The organism is Nocardia sp. NPDC057668, from assembly GCF_042799795.1.
Taxonomy (GTDB): domain Bacteria; phylum Actinomycetota; class Actinomycetes; order Mycobacteriales; family Mycobacteriaceae; genus Nocardia.
Genome location: NZ_JBHVIC010000009.1, coordinates 229,087 through 249,376, shown reverse-complemented (window position 1 = coordinate 249,376; position 20,290 = coordinate 229,087). Strand labels below are relative to the sequence as shown.

At 69.5% G+C, this 20,290-nt stretch carries 20 protein-coding genes; 11 read left to right on the top strand and 9 right to left on the bottom strand.

Annotation, left to right across the window (positions count from 1 at the left end; all coding sequences use genetic code 11):
- Positions 1-97 precede the first annotated feature (97 nt).
- Positions 98-928 (top strand): hypothetical protein, encoded by an 831-nt coding sequence (locus tag ACFVBH_RS39145; protein ID WP_379011286.1) that lies wholly within the window; start codon positions 98-100, stop codon positions 926-928.
- A gap of 71 nt (positions 929-999) precedes the next feature.
- On the opposite strand, the gene ACFVBH_RS39140 is transcribed toward ACFVBH_RS39145, so the two are convergent.
- A complete protein-coding gene (locus ACFVBH_RS39140; RefSeq protein ID WP_379011284.1) occupies positions 1,000-1,365 on the bottom strand; it encodes a hypothetical protein in 366 nt (121 codons plus the stop codon).
- A gap of 113 nt (positions 1,366-1,478) precedes the next feature.
- Positions 1,479-1,955 carry a hypothetical protein gene (locus ACFVBH_RS39135; RefSeq protein WP_379011281.1) on the bottom strand — a complete coding sequence of 159 codons (477 nt, stop codon included), beginning with the start codon at positions 1,953-1,955 and terminating at the stop codon, positions 1,479-1,481.
- Positions 1,956-2,278: 323 nt separating this feature from the next.
- On the opposite strand from ACFVBH_RS39135, the gene ACFVBH_RS39130 reads away from it, so the two are divergent.
- The 3 genes from ACFVBH_RS39130 (at position 2,279) to ACFVBH_RS39120 (ending at position 5,033) form a co-directional block, all read left to right on the top strand.
- On the top strand, positions 2,279-2,737 hold the full coding sequence (locus ACFVBH_RS39130; protein ID WP_379011277.1) for a helix-turn-helix domain-containing protein: 459 nt from the start codon (positions 2,279-2,281) through the stop codon (positions 2,735-2,737).
- 162 nt (positions 2,738-2,899) lie between these two features.
- Positions 2,900-3,295 carry a YdeI family protein gene (locus ACFVBH_RS39125; protein WP_379011273.1) on the top strand — a complete coding sequence of 132 codons (396 nt, stop codon included), beginning with the start codon at positions 2,900-2,902 and terminating at the stop codon, positions 3,293-3,295.
- Positions 3,296-3,419: 124 nt separating this feature from the next.
- Positions 3,420-5,033, top strand: coding sequence for an acyl-CoA synthetase (locus ACFVBH_RS39120; RefSeq protein ID WP_379011270.1), 1,614 nt, complete (start codon positions 3,420-3,422; stop codon positions 5,031-5,033).
- Positions 5,034-5,195: 162 nt separating this feature from the next.
- Here the strand turns inward: ACFVBH_RS39120 and ACFVBH_RS39115 are convergent, their stop codons facing one another.
- From ACFVBH_RS39115 to ACFVBH_RS39085, 7 genes are all read right to left on the bottom strand, one after another.
- Entirely contained in the window at positions 5,196-5,942 is a 747-nt protein-coding gene (locus ACFVBH_RS39115) for a hypothetical protein (protein WP_379011267.1), read from the bottom strand.
- A gap of 85 nt (positions 5,943-6,027) precedes the next feature.
- Complete coding sequence (locus ACFVBH_RS39110; RefSeq protein ID WP_379011266.1) at positions 6,028-7,251, bottom strand: cytochrome P450; 1,224 nt, start codon at positions 7,249-7,251, stop codon at positions 6,028-6,030.
- A complete protein-coding gene (locus ACFVBH_RS39105) occupies positions 7,248-8,501 on the bottom strand; it encodes a cytochrome P450 (RefSeq protein ID WP_354986971.1) in 1,254 nt (417 codons plus the stop codon). Before ACFVBH_RS39105 ends, ACFVBH_RS39110 begins: the two co-directional genes overlap by 4 nt.
- Positions 8,498-9,103 carry an ATP/GTP-binding protein gene (locus tag ACFVBH_RS39100; RefSeq protein WP_379011258.1) on the bottom strand — a complete coding sequence of 202 codons (606 nt, stop codon included), beginning with the start codon at positions 9,101-9,103 and terminating at the stop codon, positions 8,498-8,500. Before ACFVBH_RS39100 ends, ACFVBH_RS39105 begins: the two co-directional genes overlap by 4 nt.
- The gene (locus ACFVBH_RS39095; RefSeq protein ID WP_354986970.1) at positions 9,084-9,440 is read right to left on the bottom strand and encodes a DUF742 domain-containing protein; all 357 of its coding nucleotides are present in this window, start codon (positions 9,438-9,440) and stop codon (positions 9,084-9,086) included. Before ACFVBH_RS39095 ends, ACFVBH_RS39100 begins: the two co-directional genes overlap by 20 nt.
- Entirely contained in the window at positions 9,437-9,850 is a 414-nt protein-coding gene (locus tag ACFVBH_RS39090) for a roadblock/LC7 domain-containing protein (protein ID WP_354986969.1), read from the bottom strand. The genes ACFVBH_RS39095 and ACFVBH_RS39090 overlap by 4 nt, the downstream gene beginning before the upstream one ends.
- On the bottom strand, positions 9,847-11,658 hold the full coding sequence (locus tag ACFVBH_RS39085; RefSeq protein WP_379011253.1) for an ATP-binding protein: 1,812 nt from the start codon (positions 11,656-11,658) through the stop codon (positions 9,847-9,849). Before ACFVBH_RS39085 ends, ACFVBH_RS39090 begins: the two co-directional genes overlap by 4 nt.
- Positions 11,659-12,466: 808 nt before the next feature.
- Between ACFVBH_RS39085 and ACFVBH_RS39080 the strand changes: the two genes are divergently transcribed.
- The 7 genes from ACFVBH_RS39080 (at position 12,467) to ACFVBH_RS39050 (ending at position 20,285) form a co-directional block, all read left to right on the top strand.
- Entirely contained in the window at positions 12,467-13,228 is a 762-nt protein-coding gene (locus ACFVBH_RS39080) for a hypothetical protein (RefSeq protein ID WP_379011250.1), read from the top strand.
- A 73-nt stretch (positions 13,229-13,301) separates the two neighbouring features.
- Complete coding sequence (locus ACFVBH_RS39075; RefSeq protein WP_379011247.1) at positions 13,302-14,678, top strand: MFS transporter; 1,377 nt, start codon at positions 13,302-13,304, stop codon at positions 14,676-14,678.
- Positions 14,668-15,084 carry a MarR family transcriptional regulator gene (locus ACFVBH_RS39070; protein ID WP_354986965.1) on the top strand — a complete coding sequence of 139 codons (417 nt, stop codon included), beginning with the start codon at positions 14,668-14,670 and terminating at the stop codon, positions 15,082-15,084. The genes ACFVBH_RS39075 and ACFVBH_RS39070 overlap by 11 nt, the downstream gene beginning before the upstream one ends.
- A gap of 37 nt (positions 15,085-15,121) precedes the next feature.
- Entirely contained in the window at positions 15,122-15,913 is a 792-nt protein-coding gene (locus tag ACFVBH_RS39065) for an N-acetylmuramoyl-L-alanine amidase (protein WP_379011245.1), read from the top strand.
- A 314-nt stretch (positions 15,914-16,227) separates the two neighbouring features.
- Positions 16,228-18,042: an amino acid transporter gene (locus ACFVBH_RS39060; RefSeq protein WP_379012127.1), complete on the top strand. Its 1,815-nt coding sequence runs from the start codon at positions 16,228-16,230 to the stop codon at positions 18,040-18,042.
- 231 nt (positions 18,043-18,273) lie between these two features.
- Entirely contained in the window at positions 18,274-19,179 is a 906-nt protein-coding gene (locus tag ACFVBH_RS39055; RefSeq protein WP_354986963.1) for a metal-dependent hydrolase, read from the top strand.
- Positions 19,180-19,181: 2 nt separating this feature from the next.
- A complete protein-coding gene (locus ACFVBH_RS39050; RefSeq protein WP_354987011.1) occupies positions 19,182-20,285 on the top strand; it encodes a PDR/VanB family oxidoreductase in 1,104 nt (367 codons plus the stop codon).
- Positions 20,286-20,290 lie beyond the last annotated feature (5 nt).

Here is a 20,290-nt window from a genome sequence, read left to right as displayed (position 1 = left end):
GCCGGTGTCCGAGAGCGGCGTCGGCCGATCGGCGGGCTTGTGGTCCGACCCCGAACCCATCCGGCTACGATCGCGACGATCGATCGATAGGGGTGGGATGAGCACGAATGCTGTACCGCTGCGGGCTGTTTGGGCTGCGCTGTCGGTGATCGGGCTGGCCGCGGCGGTGGCCGGGTGCGGTGCGGACGAGCCGCCGGCGGGCACGCCGGTGACGCTGACGGCCCACACGGCCGATGAGAGCCGGCCGTCCCCCGACGTATTGCAAGCTGCCCGAACGGTTATCGAGAAGCGAGCCGAGGACGCGGGCCTGAACGGCACGACCGTCGAGGTCGGCACGGACGGCCTGACCGTCACCGTACCCGGCGACGACGGCACGCGGGCCCGCGCGATCGGCCGCACCGGCCGCCTCCACCTCCGCCCCGTACTGTCGACCGCACCCAGCAACCAGTTCGGCACGGTGCCCGGAAAAGCGCAGCGCCAGAGCACGGATCCCGCCGTGCAGGCGCAGACCCTGGCGAACCTGGAATGCACCGACACCGATCCGCTCGTGGACGGCGACGACCCGGCCCTGCCGATGATCACGTGCGACACCGACCGGAAAACGGTCTACCTCTTGGGCCCGGCGTTCATCGAGAACGGAATCGCCGACGCCCAACCGCAATTGGACCAGCGGTCGTCCCGGCACACGGTCCTGATCACCTTCGACGCGACAGCCGGTGCGAAATACATGGCGTACACGGCCGCCAACCTCTACACGATGGTCGCCTTCACCGTCGACGGCACGGTCCTGTCGGCTCCCCAGATCCAAGCCGCGATGACCAGCCCGCTGACCCAGCTCTCCGGCTCCCAGCTCACCGAGGAGTCGACCACCGACCTGGCCCGCACGCTCCGGTTCGGTGCCCTGCCGCTGACGTTCACGGCGTCCTGAACCTGAAACCTGCCGATTGGCAGGTGGTTTCGGGCGTCGAGGCCGCTGGCCGGCTCGTTGTTCGCCGACGATCACAGCTCGAGGATCGTGCGGGCCGCCCAGTCCAGCGGTAGGTCGGGGTAGTCGCCGCAGAGTTCGAGGATGGCTGCGGACTCGCCGTCGGTATCGCGCAGGGTGCGGTAGTGGTCCCGGTCGATCATTTCGCGGAAGGTCTCCACCGAGCCGTACTTCAGGGCGCGGCGGCGGCGGAGTTCGGACCGGATCAGCAGGACCGACAACAAGACCAGCGTGACGAGCGAGGCCCATTCCCACCGGGTGGGACAGGTTCCCCTAACTGCGTTGTCGATCAGCAGCATCGCCAAGTTGATCAGCACGATCACGAAGAACGCGCGCTCCAGCCAAGATTCGTTCCTGACCAGCCAGTGTTCGGATTTCATCGGATCTCCCCCTCGGGTTGTCGAGATATGGACCAACCATAGGAAGATCACCGGCGGATCGACCGAACGCTTCTCCGAAAACCGCAGATCAAGGTTCGAATAGTGTTGTCCGGTCAGGACATTCGAGCCTGCTCGGACTGCGTCGAGGTGGCGTCCGTGAACCACTGTTTCGCGCTCGCCCGCGTGAGCAGAACGACCACGACGACACCGGCGATGGTGGCGAGCGGCCCCGGCGGGAGGATCACCTTGGCGAACACGGCCAGGCCGAGCAGCGCCTGGACCGTGGCAACGGAGATGGCGTACAGGCGAATTCGCTCGGCGCCGCGCACGAATCGCAGCGCGAGAGCGCCCAGCAGGATCGTGGGCAGATAGCCGAGCCCGTCGCGCATCGCCATCGAGATCTTCCCGGTCGCGAGCAACGTGACGACGAGCAGGACACCCAGTCCGGCGAACACCAGCGTGATGATTCGAGCGGCGCGCACCGGGGCCGGCATTCGGAGGACGGGCGCGGGGGCGGCGCCCGCGATTCCGGCTGTGGCGCTGCCCTCAGCGGTATGGGCGGCGGGATCTTCGGTGTGCTGGTCTGTCACTTCGCTAACTCTCCAACGCCGGCTATCGAGGCAAGCTGACGGGCGGCGACCTGTCGCGTCGCGAACGCGCCCCCCGGCTATCGAGGCAACCTAGCATTCATTTGCCTTCGGCGGCCAGCCGCGCCCGACATGGTCGATGGACCAGGGGATTTGGGGGAATTGGGGGTGCGGGCACGCCGAGGAACGGGACGTGCCCGGGATTTTCGTGAACTCGTGGCAACCTTTCGGGTGCTCCAGCGGGAGCGGAAACGACGGGTCGAGGAGGCCTTGTGGCGAAAATGGGCAGGCGGAAGCGGTCGCGGCTGTTGACACAGGGGATCTTGGTGCCGGACGGGGGTGCGCGTAAGCAAGGGGCGGACGGGGGTTCGGCGAACATCGTGGAGGTCGCGCCGGTCAAGGCCGCGCCCGCGCAGCACGCCAAGGCCGCCGCGCCCGCCGCGAAGGCCGACGCCGCCGCGAAGCCCGCCGCCGCGAAGCCGGAGGCCGCAGCGAAGAAGGTCGCGTCCGAGCCTGCCGCCGCGAAGCCGGCGGCCGGGGCGGGCGGCGAACCGGACCTCAAGGCGCTGTCCGACCGCATCAAGGCGCGGCGCAAGGAGATGGGCTGGACGCAGGCCGATCTGGCGCGCACCAGCGGGCTTTCGGCCAACGCCGTCAGCCAGCTCGAACGGTGCCTGAACGAGGACCCGGCCGCCGATGTGCTGGCCAAGCTCGATACCGGACTCGAATGGCCCTCGGACACCTCGGATTCCATTCTGCGGGGCACCGAGCTCGCTCGCGCGTAACGCGCTACCCGATCCAGCCCCTGGCACGCCTTGCGGTGTGCCAGGGGCTTACATGCGTTGCGGGGCCTTTCCCCTACAGCTTCGGCCGTCTTCCGCACACCGTCGACGACGTCGAATAAAACTGCTCAATTGATGAGCACTTTGCCCGGAATCATGGCTTTCATGAGCGAGATGACAAGCCCGGAGCCGATGCGATTCGAAGACGCCGCACAGTGGGAGGCGTGGCTGACCGAGCACCACGGCGACACCGGCGGCGTGTGGCTGCTGATCGCGAAGAAGGGCTCGGGGCTGCCGCTGCTGAGCATCGAGGACGCCGCCTACGCGGGACTCTGCTTCGGCTGGATCGACAGCCATCGGCGCGGCTACGACGAACACATTTTCCTGCAACGGTTTTCGCGGCGGCGGCGCAGGAGCCCGTGGTCGCGGATCAACGTGGGCCGGGTGGAGTCACTGATCGCGGCGGGACGGATGCGGGCGCCGGGACTGGCCGAGATGGCCGCGGCGCAGCAGGACGGGCGCTGGGCGCGGGCACTCGGCCGAGACGTGGCAGCTTCCTGACGGGGGCGGCAGGTTCCTGCCACGCGGGGATCTTCCCGGCTCGGGCCGGCGATGCCAGGCTCGTTCGCACTGGATGCGCGGCCGCCGAAGTCCAGGTAGATCCCTGCTCCAGAACGGTATTCCCATGGCCTTCACCATCGCCGACCTCTTCGAACACGCCGTCGACGCGGTGCCCGACCGGACCGCGGTCATCTGCGGCGACCGCCGGGTGACCTATCGCGAACTCGACGAGCGCGCCAACCGGTTCGCACACCACCTCGCGGCCCGGGGCATCGGACCGGGTGATCACGTCGGCATCTATTCGCGCAACTCCATCGAAGCCCTCGAAGTCATGCTGGCGACCTACAAACTGCGCGCGGTCTCGGTGTGCGTGAACTACCGCTATGTGGCGGACGAGGTGCGCTACATCATCGACAACGCGGATCTGACCGCGCTGGTACACGAACGGCGCTACGCGACAATCGTTTCGGAGGCCCGCGGCACCGCGTCACGCCTTACCGAGATCGCGGTCGTCGACGACGGAACGGATACGGAATACGAAGGCACGCCGTACGAATCGGCGCTGAGCGAGCATTCCCCGGTGCGAGACTTCGCCGCCCGTCGCTCCGACGACCTCTACATCCTCTACACCGGCGGCACCACCGGCATGCCCAAGGGCGTGCTGTGGCGGCACGAAGACGTGTGGCGTGCTCTCGGCGGCGGGATCAATTTCGTGACGGGCGAGTACGTTTCGGATGAATGGGAACTGGCGAACAGCGCCGCCGCGGCACCGGCGGGGATCGTCATGGCGCCGCTCTCGCCGCTCATTCACGGTGCGGCACAGTGGGCCGCGTTCATGACGTTGAACGCCGGCGGCACGCTGGTCTTCCTGCCGCGGTTCGATCCGGCCGAGGTGTGGCGCGCGGTGGCCCGCCACGGAGTCAACGTACTGACCGTGGTCGGCGACGCCATGGCCGGGCCGCTACTCGAGGCATACCGCGAGGGCGAGCACGACATCTCCACGCTCTGGGCACTGAGCAGCCACGCGGCCCTGTTCTCCCAGACGCTCAAACAGCGCTGGGTGGAACGGTTTCCGACCCTGTTCATCACCGACGTGGTCGGATCCTCCGAGAGCGGCGGCAACGGCCTGGCCGTGGTCACCGGCGACACCGATCACTCCCAGGGCCCCCGGGTGCGGTTCAACGCGCAGACGGTGCTGATCGGCGACGACGGCGACGTGCTCGAACGGGTGCCCGGCGCGGTCGGCAAGGTGGCGCGATCGGGGCATGTGCCGCTCGGCTATTACCGCGATCCGGCGAAGTCCGAGAGCATCTTCCGGGAGATCGACGGGGTTCGCTACGTGATACCCGGTGACTACGCGCGCTACGAGGACGACGGCACCGTCACCCTGCTCGGACGCGGATCCGAATGCATCAACACCGGTGGGGAGAAGGTGTTTCCGGAGGAGGTGGAGGGTGCGCTCACCGCGCACCCGGCGATCGCGGACGCCCTCGTCATCGGCATCGCCGACGACCGTTTCGGGCAGCGGGTGACCGCGCTGGTGCAGCCGCGCGCCGGAGCGGCCCTGGACCTCGCGGAGATCGACTCTCATGTGCGGTCGCATGTCGCCGGGTACAAGGCGCCGCGTGGCTATTGGGTGGTCGAGGCGGTCATGCGCCAGCCCAGTGGGAAGGCGAACTACGCCGCGGCGAAGCGGTACGCCGTCGAATACGCCGGCGCACTGCGAATTCCGGGCTGAGGCGCGCGGATCCGGGTGGCGGCTCGCGGTCGCCCGACTCGGATCGCATCGTGTCCGGCGCCGGCGGGGCGTCGCACGGCACCGCACACGGGAACGACTCGGCGCGGCAATCCCGGTCGGTGCAGCACTCCCAGAACGGTCGGTGCAGCAACCCCAGCCCGGTCAGTGCAGCAATCCCAGCTCCGCAGCGCGCACGCCGAGCTGGAACCGGCTGGGTGCGTTGAGCCGAATCATCAGATCCGCGACATAGCGCCGATAGGTGCGCAATGACACCGACATTCGCCGCGCCGCCGCCTCGTCCTTGAGCCCGGCGGCGAGGCATTCGAGCGTTGCCCGGGCGGTCGCGTCCGAAAGCTGCGCGCCGGCACGGTGATCGCGGAACACCGGCGCGGCCGACCAGGTACGCACCGCGAATTCGTGGATCGCGCCCAGCAGCATGGGCTCGGTGACCAGGAAGCCGCGCGGTGCGTCCGCCCCGCCTGCCCACAGCACCGCCACCCGGCGGTCGATGACAATGGTGTTGCAGAAGTCCGAGGTCGCGACCCGCACCTGCGATTCGAGCGGGTACGCCGTCGAATACAACTCGGGCTCGCGGGTTTCGGCGTACCCGGGCGACAGCAGCAGCCGTACCTGTTTGCCCGCGCCGTGTAGCGAACGCAGCAGACCGCCGCCCGTGGCGTAGCTGTCCCGCCGGCGAATCGGACTGGAGATAGCCAGGGTGGCCTCGCTGCGCACGTCGCCCAGCATCCGCTGCAACCGGCCCGCCCAGTCCCGATCGGGGTCGATGGGCGTGATGTCCGCCCGCGCGTCCCGGGATTCGGCCATCGCGAAAAGCGCGGTATCCAGGAGCTTTCGGGACTGGCCGAGCAGGGCGGCTATGTCCGTGCCCGATGCCGTCGAATCGCTCATACCGCCCCCTCGCGCCGAACCCCAAGCTACCCAGCGGGATTCACCCCGGCAAGACGCCGATATCGGGGTGAATCCCGCCGTGCGCTCAGCTCAGGCGGACCGGCAGCGCAGCCACGTCGTTCTGGGTGAGCACCGGCAGATTGCCGATCTCCTCCAGCGGCGCGGCCAGATTCAGCCCGGGGAAGCGGTCGAACAGCGCCGGGAGGCCGATGGCGGCTTCGAGCCGGGCCAGGGCCGCGCCGGGGCAGATGTGGGGGCCGTAGCCGAAGGAGATGTTGCGCGCCGCGGTGGGCCGGGTGATGTCGAAGTCGTCGGCGTCATCGCCGTGGATCTGCGGGTCGCGGCCCACCGCGCGGTAGGAGATGACCACGCCCTCACCCTTGTCGATCACGGTGTCGCCGACGGTGATGTCCTCGGTGGCGAAGCGCATGAGCAGGTGCGTGACGGGGCCGTCGTACCGCAGCGTCTCCTCGATGGCCTGCTTCCATTCGGTGTCACCGCTACGCAGCAGGGCGAGCTGCTCGGGGCGCGAGAGCAGCGCCCGGGTCGCGTTCACGATCAGGCTCACGGTGGTCTCGTGGCCCGCCGCCACCAGGGCCTTCAGGTTGCCTACGACCTCCTCTTCGGTGAGCGGTTCGCCGCCCTCGTCGGCCAGGATCAGCGCGCTGGTGAGGTCGTCGCCGGGCTCCGCGGTCTTGCGGCGCACCATCTCGGTGAAATACACGTCGAGCTCGTCGATCACCCGCAGCCGCTCGTCCTGTGGGGTGAGCATGGAGAAGAACGCCTTGTACCAGGCCAGCAGCATGGCCTGATCCGCGCGCGGCACACCCATGAGCTCGCTGACCACCTGCATCGGCAGCGGGTAGGCGAAAACCTGCTTGAGGTCGACCACCGCGCCGTCGCGGCCCGCCTCGTCGAGATCGTCCAGCAGCTCCTTGGTGAGCCGTTCGATGGTGGGCCGCAACGCTTCCAGCCGGCGGGGGGTCAGCGCCTGGGTGGTCTTGATGCGCAGGCGGCGGTGCTCGGCCCCGTCGGCGGTGAACATGGAGGTGCCCGCGTCGATCATGCCGATCAGCGGCCACTGCCTGGTCACCACGCCCGAGGTCCACAGGCCCCAGGCGTTGATGTCCTTGATCAGGCGGGGGTCGGTGAGCAGTTGGCGGGCGATCGTGTGATCGGTGACGGTCCAGGCGGGCACGCCGAGCAGTTCGATGCGGCTGATGGCGCCGGCGGCGCGCAGGCGGGCGGTCTCGCCATCGAGGTCGCTCACCATGAAGTCGATGGGCATGGCATGGGGGCATGAAGTCACTGGAAACCTCCGACGGCGCGAACTGGGCTGAAAACAACTGGTAGGGACGTCATTCCGCGCAAGAAGGGTGACGGCCTGCGCTCCAATTGCGAGGCCGGCACCGCCAGGTCGATATCGGGTAGCCGATCCAGCAGCACCTCGATACCGGTCCGGGCGATCACCTCGGCGATCTCCTGCGCGGCGAAGGGGCAGCGGTATTCACCGTGACTGAACGCGAAATGCGCGCTGTTGCCGCTGTGTACGGCGGAGTCGGTCACGTTCTGGCGCACGTGCGGATCGGCGTTGGCCGCGGCCAGACCCAGCAGCAGCAGGTCGCCGGCGCGAATCGTTCTGTCGCCCAGACGGGTATCGCGGGCGGCCCAGCGACCGGCCAGGATCTGGGTGGGAGTGTCCTCCCACAGCACCTCGTTCATGGCCTGTCCGACACTGCGCCGCCCGCCGCCCAGCGCGGCCGCGAAGCGATCGTCGGTGAGCATGAGCCGCACCGAGTTTCCGATCCAGTCGGAGGTGGGCAGCTGCCCGGCGGCGACCACCGCCATCAGGTCGAGCACGTATTCGGTGTCGGTGAACTGATCGTGGTGCGCGAGCATGCGCGAGACCAGGTCGTTGCCGCGCGCGGCCTTGCGCTCCATCAGCAACTGCTGCATCTCGCCCATGAACGCGGCGTAGGCGGACTGCGCGTCCGCGCCGCCGTCGGCCAGCGCCTTCATGACCCGGGCCAGGTGCGGGCCGCGCTCGTCGGGCAGGCCGAGCAGCCACGACAGCGCCAGCACCGGCAGCGGGACGGCGAAGTCCGCCACCAGGTCGGCGTGCCCGCGCCCGCAGAACTCGTCGATCAGGCGATCGGCCAATTCCTCACAGTGCCTGCGCAGTTCGAACGGGTCGACCGATTCCAGCGCGGGCTCCACCATCGCCACGTGCCTGCGGTGCTCGGCCCCGGCGGTGCTGTAGATGGAGGGCATGGGCGGCCCGATCATGGGCAGCAGCGGCCAGTCTTCGGGGATGTTGACCCACTGGTTCCACAGGCTCGCGTCACGCGGGAACAGCTCGGGGCTGTTGGTGACCTGGTGGATCTCGCGGTAGCCGATGACCAGCCACGCCGGGATGCCGCCGGCCAATTCCACGGCCGCCACCGAACCGTGGTCGCGCCGCATGTCGTTGTAGAGCGCGCGGGGATCGGTGTGAAAGCGCGGTCCGCTCAACGGCACGACCCCGGCGGCCGAAGTGATCGGGCAGCCCGAGGCTGTCATGACGGGGTCTCCGAGCTGTAGAGGTATTCGACCAGGCTGATCAGCACGCGCTTGGACGAATCACGCTGACGGGCGTCGCAATCGACGAGCGGGACGCGGGGGTCCAGATCCAGGGCGTCGCGCACGTCCTGCTGCGTGTGCGGTGTCCCACCGAAGTTGTTGCAGGCCACCACGAACGGCGTGCCCTGATGTTCGAGGCGATCGATGGCGTACCAGGAGTCCGAGATTCGATGCGGGTCCACCAGCACGATCGCGCCGAGCGCGCCGGTGAACAGGCGGTCCCACAGAAACCAGAACCGCTCCTGGCCCGGCGCGCCGAACAGGTACAGCACGTGCTCGTCGTCGATCGTGATCCGCCCGAAGTCGAAAGCCACGGTGGTGGTGGACTTGTCGGGCGCGCCGGTGGGATCGTCGATGCCGTGGCCCACCTGGGTCATGGTGGCCTCGGTGTCGAGCGGGCGGATCTCGCTGACCGAACGCACCATGGTGGTCTTGCCGACGCCGAATCCGCCGACGATGACGATTTTCAAACCCTGACTGGCGGATTCGTGCAGTGGCGCGTCGGCCCGGGCCGGGCGGGGATCAGAGATTGCGGAGTCCAACGAGTACCTTCTCGAGGGTGGTGGAGTCCGGCAGCGAATGCCATTGCGCGGCAGGGCTGTGCCGCGGATGCCGGACAGTGATCTTGCCCGCGAGCAGTAGGTCCGAGAGCAGAATCGTGGTGATGCCGACCGGCAGTCGCAGCTCCGCGGCGATCTCCACGACCGCGGCCGGGGTGCGGCAGATCTGCAGGATCGCGGCGTGCTCGGACTGCATGCCCGGCGCCGGATCACATTCGCTGACAACGAGGGTGACGAGATCGAAGGCGTCCGAGTCCGGCCGGCTCCGTCCGCCGGTGAGCGTGTAGAGCCGGTCCGGATCCTCCTGTGGCCTGGTCACGACACGCTCGCGCCCCGGACCCGCGGTGCGGCGGCCAAGTGCTCGCCGAGCTGCTCGACCAACTCCTTCATGTTGTGGCCGACGAGCCCGGCATCGGCGTCCTCGGCGGCGACCACCGCGATATGGGCGCCCACCCCGGCTTCGACGATGAACAGGATGCCGCCGTAGAACTCGGTCATGGACTGGCGCACCCCACCGCGCCCGTCCCCGAATTCGACCGACGCGCCGTGCGAGAGGCTCTGCATGCCCGCGGCGATCGCGGCCAGCTGATCGGCGCTGTCGTTGCCCAGCTCGGAGGTGTGGCAGATCTTCAGTCCGTCACCGGATAGCAGCAGGGCGTGCCTGGTGCGCGGGGTACGGACGAGCAGCTGCTCCAGCAGCCAGCCCAGCTGCGTTGCCGAGAGGGTCATCGATCGGTCTCCAAGGGTGGGTTTGCGTCACCGGCGTTCTCACGCCCGGCCACCGCGCGCTGGAAGGCGCCCAGCGCGGCCGGTGAGGGGGTTCGGGACGAGAGGGGGAACGCCGGTGCAGCGGGTGCGGACAGTCCCTGCGGATGAGCCGCGGCCAGCGCACTGCCCCGCTGCCGCTTGGGCAGCCGGGCGGTCGTGGAAGCCGGTGAGCTCGGCGGGGTTTCGGTGCCGGCCGAGTCACGTCCGGGCAGCGGGGTGGTGCTGCCGGAGAAACCGGCGGGGGGATTCGAGGGCGGGGTATTCGGTGCGGTGGTGGAATTCGGCAACGGGGACTGCCAATAGTCCTGGGCCGGTGCGCGATCGGCCGCCGGACCGGGCTGTGGTCGCGGCGGTTCGAGGGCGGCGGGGGGAGTGCCGGGGAGTTCGGGAGCCGAACTCGGCAGGGCCGCGGGGGAACCCAGCAGCCCCGTGGTGTTGTCCGAGAGTGTCCGCGCGGCCGCGGTATTGGCAGCGGGCTCGGCGGTCAGGGCGGCGGGCAGGGTGAAGAAGTCGTGCGAGGCGCCGGCGGGCAGGGCCTCCGGCTCGGCGGTCGCCGGCAGGGCGGTGCGCCGGGGCAGGGCGATGGGCAGGCCCGGGGAGGTGACGGTGCCGCCCGCGAGCACGGGAATCGCGGCCGCGACGGGCTCCGCCGCACCGGTCGCGGCGGGCCGGGGGCGCTCCAGCCGGGTGGTCAGTTCACGGGGGACGACCACGACCACCGCGGTGCCGCCGATGGCGGAGGGGCGGAAGGACACCGTGAGATCGTGCTTGCGGGCCAGGTGACCGACCACGGCGAGGCCGAGCCGGGTGCCCGAGAGCGAGGACAGATCCGAGTGCGCGCCGCGAGCCGACGGGTTCGCGCCGTCGCCGCCGACCGCGAGTTCGGCTCGGCGCAAAGCGGATTCGCTCATGACCAGGCCGCTGTCCTCGATGGTGATGACCACTCCCGCGGGCACTTCGGCCGCGTAGACGTGCACCTCGGTGGTGGGCGGGGAGAAATTGCAGGCGTTGTCCAGGAGTTCGGCCAGCACGTGCATGACGCCCTCGGCCGCGTGCCCGGCGACGGCGATCTCGGCGACCGCGCGCAGGCGCACCCGCTGGTAGCCCGCGACGCGGCCCATCGCGCCGCGCAGAATCGACTCCATGGCAATGGGTTTGGCCCAGCGCCGGCCCGAGCGCGCGCCGCTGAGCACCGCGATGCTGTCGGCCAGGCGACCGGCCTGTGCGGTGCGGTGATCGAGTTCGAGCAGGTCCTCGAGGACGCGGGGGTCCGCGTGCCGGTGCTCCATCTCGCGCAGTTCGGCGAGCATGCTGGTGCTCATGGCCTGCATGCGACCGGCGGCGCCCGCGAACGCCGCCATGGCCGCGGAGCGCCGGTTCTCGCTGTCCTTGACCTCGCGCCTGCGCGCGGTCACGGCTTCCTCCAGCGCCTGAGCGTGGTTGTGCACCTCGGTGATTCGCGCGTTCGCGGAGGCCACGTAGGAGGCCAGGCGGGCCTGGGTCTCGGCGTTGGCCGCGGCTTCGCCCGCACGTGCCCGCTGCATCTGCGATCGGAAGTGGACCGCGGTCGTGACCGCGGCGCACAGCAGCACCCCGGCGATCGACCCGCCCACGATGAGGGCGACGCGTGATTCTTCGGGTGCGGACAGGACCGCCGCGACCACTCCGGCTGCGGCAATCGCCGCGCACGCCAACAGCGTTCCGACCAGCAGGCCGATGCCTTGAACGGCATTCGCCCGGCCGCCCGGCGGATTCGATGACTCCGACAAGCTTTGCACTTCCGCACTCACGTTCACCGAGGCGAACGCCCCGGCGGGACCGAGTTCGGTGCCGGGGCACACGAAATGCGCCTACCGGCAACCGGATTCGGATCTCGCGGAGGAGCATAGGCGTCTGAGAAGGTTGGCGCTACCCGAGGGCGAACGCCCCGGCAAACCGCGGTCCCACTGAGTGAAGAGCAGTTGGGGCGAGATGAAAACTACTGGGCGGTAGGGGTTCACGCCGTGCGTTCGCCACCTCGTCGGAAGGCTCGGAGGGGGGTGGGCGTCGGACCCGGCTGTGGATACACCGCCGCCCTCGGACCGGGTCGGCGGCCCGCCGGCGGTCGGGCCGTGCGTTGCTGTCGGTCGTCGGCTCCGGCGAGACGGACGCACGCGGGCACCGGGGCGAGCCGCCGGTCGGCATCGTTGGCCGGCGAGGATCGCACAGCTCTCCTCGTCGGGGTCGCGATCCCGCGCCATCGGCTCCGGCGGAACGGCGGTACCCGGCGAATTCGTGCCGGAGCGGCGCGGCTCCACGATCGCCGGGGTGCGGTTGCTTCCTGTCTTCAGCGGTGCGTCGGACGCGGCCGTGTGGGTCGCCGGGTGTTGTCCCGGATGTGGTCGAGAGTGCTGGTTCGACGGACACCGCCCAAGCCGCCGAGTCGCGCGCCGTCTCGCAGGTGGTGATCGAGGGGTGGCCGGGGGCGAGTCCGCCTCGGCGTGTGCGTGGCTCGGCGTGTCGCGAGGTGTACGAGCTGGTCCCGGGGACGGGCGAGGGATGCTGGAGGTTTGCACGACATCCGACGCGGAGGTGGCGATGGGCTATCGAGCAGGGTTGATCGGGGCATTGGTGGCGGGCGTGTGCCTGGGTGCGGCGGGAGAGGCGGGGGCCGCGCCCGAGCCGCCGCAGGTGGAGGTGCCGCCGCGGACCTCCATTTCGGTGCGGTCGGTGGTGCCCGGGGTGCAGTGGGGGACCGCGAACGAACGGGAGTCGCGGGGCGGGCTGTCGATCGTGAAGCTCTACATGGCCGATTACGCGCTGCGGCACGGGGACGGGTCGGAGGAGGATAAAAGGCTGGGGGAGCGAATGATTCGCTACTCCGACGACGGGGCGGCGGATGCCATGGCAGCCAAGTACCCGCAGGCGATCGACGCGGTGGCGGCCGAGTATCAGCTCTCGGCGACGCAGGGCTCGGGCGGCTGGGCGGTCTCCTCGACGAGCACCGCCGACGTCTCGGACTTCCTGGCGGCCAAAATGCGCTCCGATCCGGAGAGCCCGGTGCTGACCTGGATGTCCGAGGCGAGCCCGGTCGCGGCCGACGGCACCGTGCAGGACTGGGGCACCTCGCGCCTGCCGCAGGTGCAGGGCAGTAAATGGGGCTGGGCGGATGTGGGCGTGCCCGAGGTCGCCTCCGCCTCGTACGGGCCGGGTTTCACGGTCTCCGCGCACACCTACGGCACGGCGGACGAGCAGACCGAGGATGTGCTCGGGGCGGTGACCGGGCTGGTCACGGACCTGTGGACGGCCAACTCCAGGCCGTGCCTCCTGCCGCAGATCGGCTGGTGCGGCCCGGCGTGAGAACCGCGCCGGGGAATCGGCGTGACCGCCGACACTCTTGTCCGCCAAACACTTGTAGTTTAACAATAGTTGCATGACGGCAACCATTGGCGAGCTGAGCAGGCGTCGCAAGACGATCATTCTGGTGACCTGCTGCCTGAGCCTGCTCATCTCGTCCATGGACGCCACGATCGTCAATGTCGCCATCCCGGCGATTCGGTCGGATCTCGGCGCGTCGATGTCGCGCCTGCAATGGATCGTCGACGTCTACACCCTCACCCTGGCCAGCCTGCTCATGCTCTCGGGCGCGCTCGCGGATCGCTTCGGGCGCAAGCGCGTCTTCCGGGTCGGGCTGCTGATCTTCGCGGCCGGCTCGCTGGCGTGCAGTCTCGCGCCCACCATCGAGGTGCTGATCGGCGCGCGGTTCCTGCAGGCCGTCGGCGGGTCCATGCTCAATCCGGTCGCGATGTCGATCATCACCACGGTCTTCACCGGCCGCGTGGAACGTGCTCGCGCCGTGGGGATCTGGGGTGCGGTCGTCGGCATCTCCACGGCCCTGGGCCCGCTCGTGGGCGGCGGGCTCATCGACTCCCTGGGCTGGCAATCGGTGTTCTGGATCAACCTGCCCATCGTGGCGGTGGCCTTCACACTCACCACGCTGTTCGTGCCCGAGTCCAAATCCACCCAGCCGCGCGGAATGGATTGGCTCGGACAGCTTCTGGTCATGACGGTGCTGTTCACCCTGGTGTTCGGCCTCATCGAGGACCGGCCCCGCATGTTGATCATCACCGCGGTGGCGCTGGGAGGCTTCCTCTGGCACGAGGCGCGGCACCGCACGCCCTTCATCGATCTGCGCTTCTTCCGTAGCGTGCCGTTCGCCTCGGCCACCGTGATCGCGGTGTGCGCGTTCGCCGCTCTGGGCGCGTTCCTGTTCGACATGTCGCTGTATCTGCAAGGCACACGCGGCTTCTCGGCGGCATACACCGGGGTGCTGTATCTGCCCATGGCGCTGGGCATGCTCGTGTTCTCGCCGCTGTCGGGCCGGCTGGTCGGGCAGCGCGGAACCCGGCCGTCGCTGCTGGCGGCGGGCACGCTCATGGCGCTGGCCGCGGCCGGGCTGACCCGGCTCACCCCCGAGACGGCGATCTGGCAGCTGGTAATCCTGTTCGCGCTCTTCGGTATCGGCTTCGGCATGGTCAATGCCCCCATCACCACCGCGGCCGTCAGCGGCATGCCCCTGGATCGGGCGGGCGCGGCCGCCGCGGTGGCCTCCACCAGCCGTCAGGTCGGCGTGAGTCTGGGCGTGGCCCTGTGCGGTGCGGTCAGCGGCGCGGGGCTGTGGTGGATCATCACCGCCCTCGCGGTCGCGATCCTCGGCTTGGGGGTCGCCGCGAATACCGAGTGGGCGTACCGTTCCCGGGATCGCGTCGCACCACTGCTCGAACAGAAGGTTTCCGCCCATGCCGGATGATCCCACCCCCGACGAGGTCTGGCAGCTGCTCACCCACGTGGTCATGGACACCCGGGACGGGTGGAAGCGGGCGGTCATCGAGCGAACGGGGTTGCCGTTCAGCAGGATTCGTGTCCTGCGCCGATTGCGGCCGGGGCCGCTGACGGTCAAGGCGCTGGCCAACGCCGCCACGATGGACGCCCCGGCCACCACGGTCGCGATCAACGATCTCGAGGAGCGCGGGCTGGTGGTGCGCGAGGTGGACGCGGGCAACCGCCGCCGCAAGCTGGTCTCGCTCACCGAGGCCGGGCGGCAGGTCGTCGCGGTCGCGGTGGCCACCCCCGACCCCGCGCCGCCCGAAGTTGCCGAACTGGGTCCGGACGAACTGCGCGTACTGCGCGATCTGCTGCGCAAGCTCGAGCATTGAGCCGATCCGGGGTCGCGACGGCCGTAGGGTGGGCCGGGTGCGATACCGACATCTCAAAGCTCTGACCGTGCTCTGCGGCGCGCTGCTGATCGGCGGCAGCGGTCAGGTCGCCGCCGCGCCGATCGCCGCCGCCCGGCCCGTGGCCGATCAGCTCGGGACGCGATGGCCCGGGGTTCCGGGGATCGAGCGCACGGTCGTGCTCGACCCCGGCCACAACGGCGGCGGCGGTGCGCATCCCGAGGTCATCAATGCCCAGGTGCCCGACGGGCGCGGCGGCAGCAAGGCCTGCAACACCACCGGAACCGGTGCGAACGACGGGTACACCGAACACGAATTCAACTGGGACGTCGCGGTCCGGGTGCGCGATCTGCTCACCGCGCGCGGCATCCGCGTGGTCATGTCCCGGGACAGCGACGACGGGGCCGGGCCCTGCGTCGACGAACGCGGCACCCTCGGCAATCGCGTGAACGCCGCCGCGGTGGTCTCCATTCACGCCGACGGCAACACCGGCGCGAACGCCCACGGCTTCCACGTCGCACACTCCTCGCCCCCGCTCAACGACGCCCAGGGCGAACCCTCCGCCCGCCTGGCCACCGTCCTGCGCGACGGTCTGCGCGGCGCGGGCTTCGTCCCCTCCACGTACGTGGGCTCCGACGGTCTCAACCCCCGCCCCGACCTGGCCGGCCTCAACTTCGCCGAACGCCCCGCCGCGCTGGTCGAATGCGGCAACATGCGCCACCCCGACGACGCCGCCCTGCTCGAATCCCCGGACGGCCGAGCCCGATTGGCCGCCGCTCTGTCGACGGCGATCCTGGCGTACCTGGGCTAGCCGGCGGCGACACGCCGCTGTTGGCGCGCCTGCCGCGCCGGAGTCCGACCGCCGGAACCCAGCGGGATCGCGGTGCGACTCGCGAGGTCAAGTGCGGTCGGGTTCGGTGTGGCGTGAGTACATTTGCCTCAACGTTGCCGAGCCCGGAGCTCCGGGCCAGTGGGTGCGGAGGCGCTGTGACCACGACCGATGCCGGGGCGCGCGGCAGGTTCGCCAACTGGCTGCTGGCCGACGTCAACGAGCCGCACGCGCAACTCCCCGGGCCGCTGGCCAAGCCCGCGCCCAAGGAGCAGCGGCATTCCTGGTGGAAGGTCATGTGCCTCACCGGCGTCGACTACTTCTCCACCCTCGGCTATCAGCCGGGCATCGCCGCGCTCGCCGCCGGGGTGCTCTCACCGCTGGCCACGCTGGTGCTGGTGGCGCTCACCCTGCTCGGCGCGCTGCCGGTGTACCGGCGGGTCGCGGGGGAGAGCCCGCACGGCGGCGGCTCCATCGCAATGCTCGCGAGCTTCCTGCCGAACTGGTGGGGCAAGCTGCTCGTGCTGGTGCTGCTGGGCTTCGCCGCCACCGACTTCACCATCACCATGACCCTCTCGGCGGCCGACGGCGCGGCCCACATCGTGGAGAACCCGCTCGTTCCGGACGCACTGCATGGGCACAATCTCGCCATCACCCTGGTCCTGCTGGCGCTGCTCGCCGCGGTCTTCCTCAGGGGCTTCTCCGAGGCGATCGGCATCGCCGTGGTGCTGGTCGGGGTGTTCCTGTCGCTGAACGTCGTGGTCGCGGTGACCGGGATCGTGCAGGTCCTCGAACACCGGCACCTGGTCACCGACTGGACGCACGCGCTCACCGCGCAGCACGGCAATCCCTTCCTGATGGTCGCGGTCGCGCTGCTGGTGTTTCCCAAACTGGCCCTGGGCCTTTCGGGGTTCGAGACCGGCGTGGCGGTCATGCCGCAGATCAAGGGCAGCGCGTCCGACACCGAGGAACATCCGCGCGGGCGCATCGTCGGCGCGCGCAAACTGCTCACCACCGCCGCGCTCATCATGAGCGGATTCCTCATCGTCACCAGCTTCATCACCACGATCCTGATCCCGGAGGCGGCTTTCGAGCCGGGCGGACCGGCCAACGGGCGCGCGCTGGCGTATCTGGCGCACGAACACCTCGGCACCGTCTTCGGCACGATCTACGACATCAGCACCATCGCCATCCTGTGGTTCGCGGGCGCTTCGGCCATGGCGGGCCTGCTCAACCTGGTGCCGCGCTATCTGCCGCGCTTCGGCATGGCCCCGGAGTGGGCGCGCCAGATCCGGCCCCTGACACTGGTTTTCGCGGCCATCGCCTTCCTGATCACCTGGTACTTCGACGCCGACGTGGACTCGCAGGGCGCGGCGTACGCGACCGGCGTGCTGGTGCTGATCACCTCGGCCGCGGTGGCGGTGACCCTGTCGGCGGCGCGAGCGGGCGAGCGGCACAAGGTCTTCGGGTTCGGCCTGGTGTCGGTGATCTTCGTGTACACCACCATCGACAACATCATCGAGAAGCCCGAGGGCGTCCATCTGGCCGTGCTCTTCGTGCTCGCGATCGTGCTGGTGTCCTTCGTCTCCCGCTTCCGGCGGGCGTTCGAACTGCGCGCCATCGAGGTCCGGTTCGACGACGCGGCCGGGCGGTTCATCGACGAGCTGGCCGCGCGGGGCGAAGTCCGCGTCGTCACCCACCAGATCGGTGAGCGCCTGCCGCGGGAATACGCCGAGAAGGAAGCCGACCAGCGCCGCGAGAGTCACCTGCCCGCGGACGAGCCGATCCTGTTCCTGGAGGTGACCGTCAAGGACCCCTCCGAGTTCAGCACCGATCTACTGGTGACCGCGGTCGAGGTGGAGCGGTACCGCATCCTCTCGGTCGAGGCCGCGGCCGTGCCCAACTCCATCGCCGCGATCCTGCTCGCCATCCGCGACCGCACCGGCCGCCCGCCGCACGTGTACTTCGAATGGTCCGAGGGCAGCCCGCTGGCTAATCTCGCCCGCTTCTGGTTCGTCGGCGAGGGCGAGGTCGCCCCGGTGACCCGCGAGGTGCTGCGCCGGGCGGTGCCGCGCCGTTCGCAGCGGCCGCACGTGCACGTCGACAGCTGATCCCCCGCGCAGATCACCCGGGCATTACGGGTTCGGCCGCAGACCGGGCAAGATCGTCATTCGGCACGTCACCCGGCGTGTCCGGCCGGTGATTCTCCGGTCGCCGAATCTAGATGTAACTAGCAGTCCCATATACGCGTAGAATTTTGCTACGCTCATGCAGCAATCACGTGGGACCCATCACAACGGACCCAGCACGACGCTGTGCCGACAGAACAACCAGGAGTATCGATGAAGCTACTTCCGAAGCGGGGCCGCCGACCGGTGACCGAACCCGGTGAGGTGGCGCTTCATGCCCGTAACGTGCGATTCGACTGGTCGAATACCAAGCCGGTCTGGATGACCAAGGAGCCCATCGCCTCGCACGTTCTCAATGCCCTGAGCATGCTGCTGCCCGAGGGCGAGCGCATGTTCCTGGTGACCTACGGCGAAGCCCTGGAACTGGTGCGCGACGAGAAGCTGCGCGAAGCCATGATCGGCTTCATCGGCCAGGAGTCCATGCACGCCGAGAGTCACAACGGCGCTCTCGAAGAGGTGCTGGCCACGCACGGTATCGACGTCGAACCCTATGTGCGCCAGGCGGAATACCTCTTCCGCAAGACCCTGGGCCCGCGCGAGGGCGGCACCGACGCCAAGCGGCAGCAGGTGCTGGTGGAACGGCTCGGCGTGATCGCCGCGCTCGAGCACTTCTTCGCCTTCCTCGGCGACTGGGTGCTCAACGCCGACCTCGAGCAGTTCGACGCCGACCCGCAGATGCTGGACCTGTTCCGCTGGCACGGTGCCGAAGAGGTCGAGCACCGGATGGTCGCGCACGACGTGGCCGAGTACTTCGGCGTCGGTTACGTCCGCCGCGGGGCGCTGATGCTGATCATCTTCCCGGTGTTCATCGCGCTGCTGCTGCGTGGCACGAAGTACCTCGTGCACCAGGATCCGGCGCTGCCCGATCACAGATATCCCATGCTGGTGGGGCGGATCTTCGCCTCGATGTGGCGTGGCGCGGTGCCGGGCATCCCGTCCCTGCTGATCAGCGCGCTGTCCACCTTCAAGCCGGGCTACACCCCCGAGCCGGTCGGTTCGAGCGCGCAGGCCATCGCCTACCTCGCCCAGTCCCCGGCGGCTCGGATCATGGCCTCGTGACCATGACTCGACCGGTCCCGTTCGATCCGCCGCGTGACCTGTACGGCAAGGCACGACCCGACCGCACCACCCGGGTGCTCGACGCGATCGCGGAAACGCGCCTGCGCTGGACCACCCTGGTGAACCGCAAGGAACCGCCCGCCGCGTTCGACGACCGGCGGCTGCCGCTGGTCCTGGTCGAGCGCCGGGTGGAGGCGCACGACAACGACGTGGTCAGCCTCATGCTCATCGCACCGGACGGCCGGGCGCTGCCGGCGTGGCGGCCGGGCGCGCATCTGGACGTGGAACTGCCCTCGGGCCGGATCCGCCAGTATTCGCTGTGCGGGGATCCGGCGGATCGGCACAGCTACCGAATCGCGGTGCGGCGCATACCCAACGGTGGCGGCGGCTCCATCGAGATCCACGACGCGCTGGCCGTCGGCTCCCAGGTGACCGTGCGGGGGCCGCGCAACGCCTTCCCGTTCGTGCTGCCCGGCTACGGATCCTCCGCCGCCCGAGTGCATTTCGTGGCGGGCGGCATCGGGATCACGCCCATCCTGCCCATGATCCGCATGGCGGAGTCGCTGGGCGTGCGGTGGACCATGGTGTACGCCGGGCGATCTCGCGACACCATCCCGTTCCTGTCCGAGCTCGAGGCCTTCGGCGAGCGGGTCACCATTCGCACCGACGACGAGCACGGTCTGCCCACCGGGGCGGATCTGCTGCCGGGCGTCGGCGGGGACACCTCGGTGTACTGCTGCGGGCCGGTCGTGATGACCCAGGCCATCGCGGACCGCGTGCGCGAGATGCCCGGCGTGGAAATGTATTCCGAGCGTTTCTCGCCGCCGCCGGTGGTCAACGGCACCGCCTTCCAGGTCGAGCTGGCCCGCACCGGCATCACCATCGAGGTGCCCGCGGACAAGTCGGTGCTGGAGGAAGTGCTCAAGATCCGCCCGGACAGCCCGTATTCCTGCCGCCAGGGGTTCTGCCGCACCTGCCGGGTGCGGGTGACCGAAGGCGAAGTCGACCATCGCGACACCGTGCTCACCGCCAAGGAGCGGGCCGCCGGCGACGCGCTCATCTGTGTATCCCGCTGCGCCGGGGAACGTCTGGTGCTGGATCTCTAGTCCGT

Coding starts and splice junctions, on each gene's coding strand:
- ACFVBH_RS39145 (WP_379011286.1), top strand. CDS start 98: ATGAGCACGAATGCTGTACCGCTGCGGGCTGTTTGGGCTGCGCTGTCG.
- ACFVBH_RS39140 (WP_379011284.1), bottom strand. CDS start 1,365: ATGAAATCCGAACACTGGCTGGTCAGGAACGAATCTTGGCTGGAGCGC.
- ACFVBH_RS39125 (WP_379011273.1), top strand. CDS start 2,900: ATGAGCGAGATGACAAGCCCGGAGCCGATGCGATTCGAAGACGCCGCA.
- ACFVBH_RS39120 (WP_379011270.1), top strand. CDS start 3,420: ATGGCCTTCACCATCGCCGACCTCTTCGAACACGCCGTCGACGCGGTG.
- ACFVBH_RS39115 (WP_379011267.1), bottom strand. CDS start 5,942: ATGAGCGATTCGACGGCATCGGGCACGGACATAGCCGCCCTGCTCGGC.
- ACFVBH_RS39105 (WP_354986971.1), bottom strand. CDS start 8,501: ATGACAGCCTCGGGCTGCCCGATCACTTCGGCCGCCGGGGTCGTGCCG.
- ACFVBH_RS39090 (WP_354986969.1), bottom strand. CDS start 9,850: ATGACCCTCTCGGCAACGCAGCTGGGCTGGCTGCTGGAGCAGCTGCTC.
- ACFVBH_RS39080 (WP_379011250.1), top strand. CDS start 12,467: ATGGGCTATCGAGCAGGGTTGATCGGGGCATTGGTGGCGGGCGTGTGC.
- ACFVBH_RS39075 (WP_379011247.1), top strand. CDS start 13,302: ATGACGGCAACCATTGGCGAGCTGAGCAGGCGTCGCAAGACGATCATT.
- ACFVBH_RS39070 (WP_354986965.1), top strand. CDS start 14,668: ATGCCGGATGATCCCACCCCCGACGAGGTCTGGCAGCTGCTCACCCAC.
- ACFVBH_RS39060 (WP_379012127.1), top strand. CDS start 16,228: ATGTGCCTCACCGGCGTCGACTACTTCTCCACCCTCGGCTATCAGCCG.
- ACFVBH_RS39055 (WP_354986963.1), top strand. CDS start 18,274: ATGAAGCTACTTCCGAAGCGGGGCCGCCGACCGGTGACCGAACCCGGT.
- ACFVBH_RS39050 (WP_354987011.1), top strand. CDS start 19,182: ATGACTCGACCGGTCCCGTTCGATCCGCCGCGTGACCTGTACGGCAAG.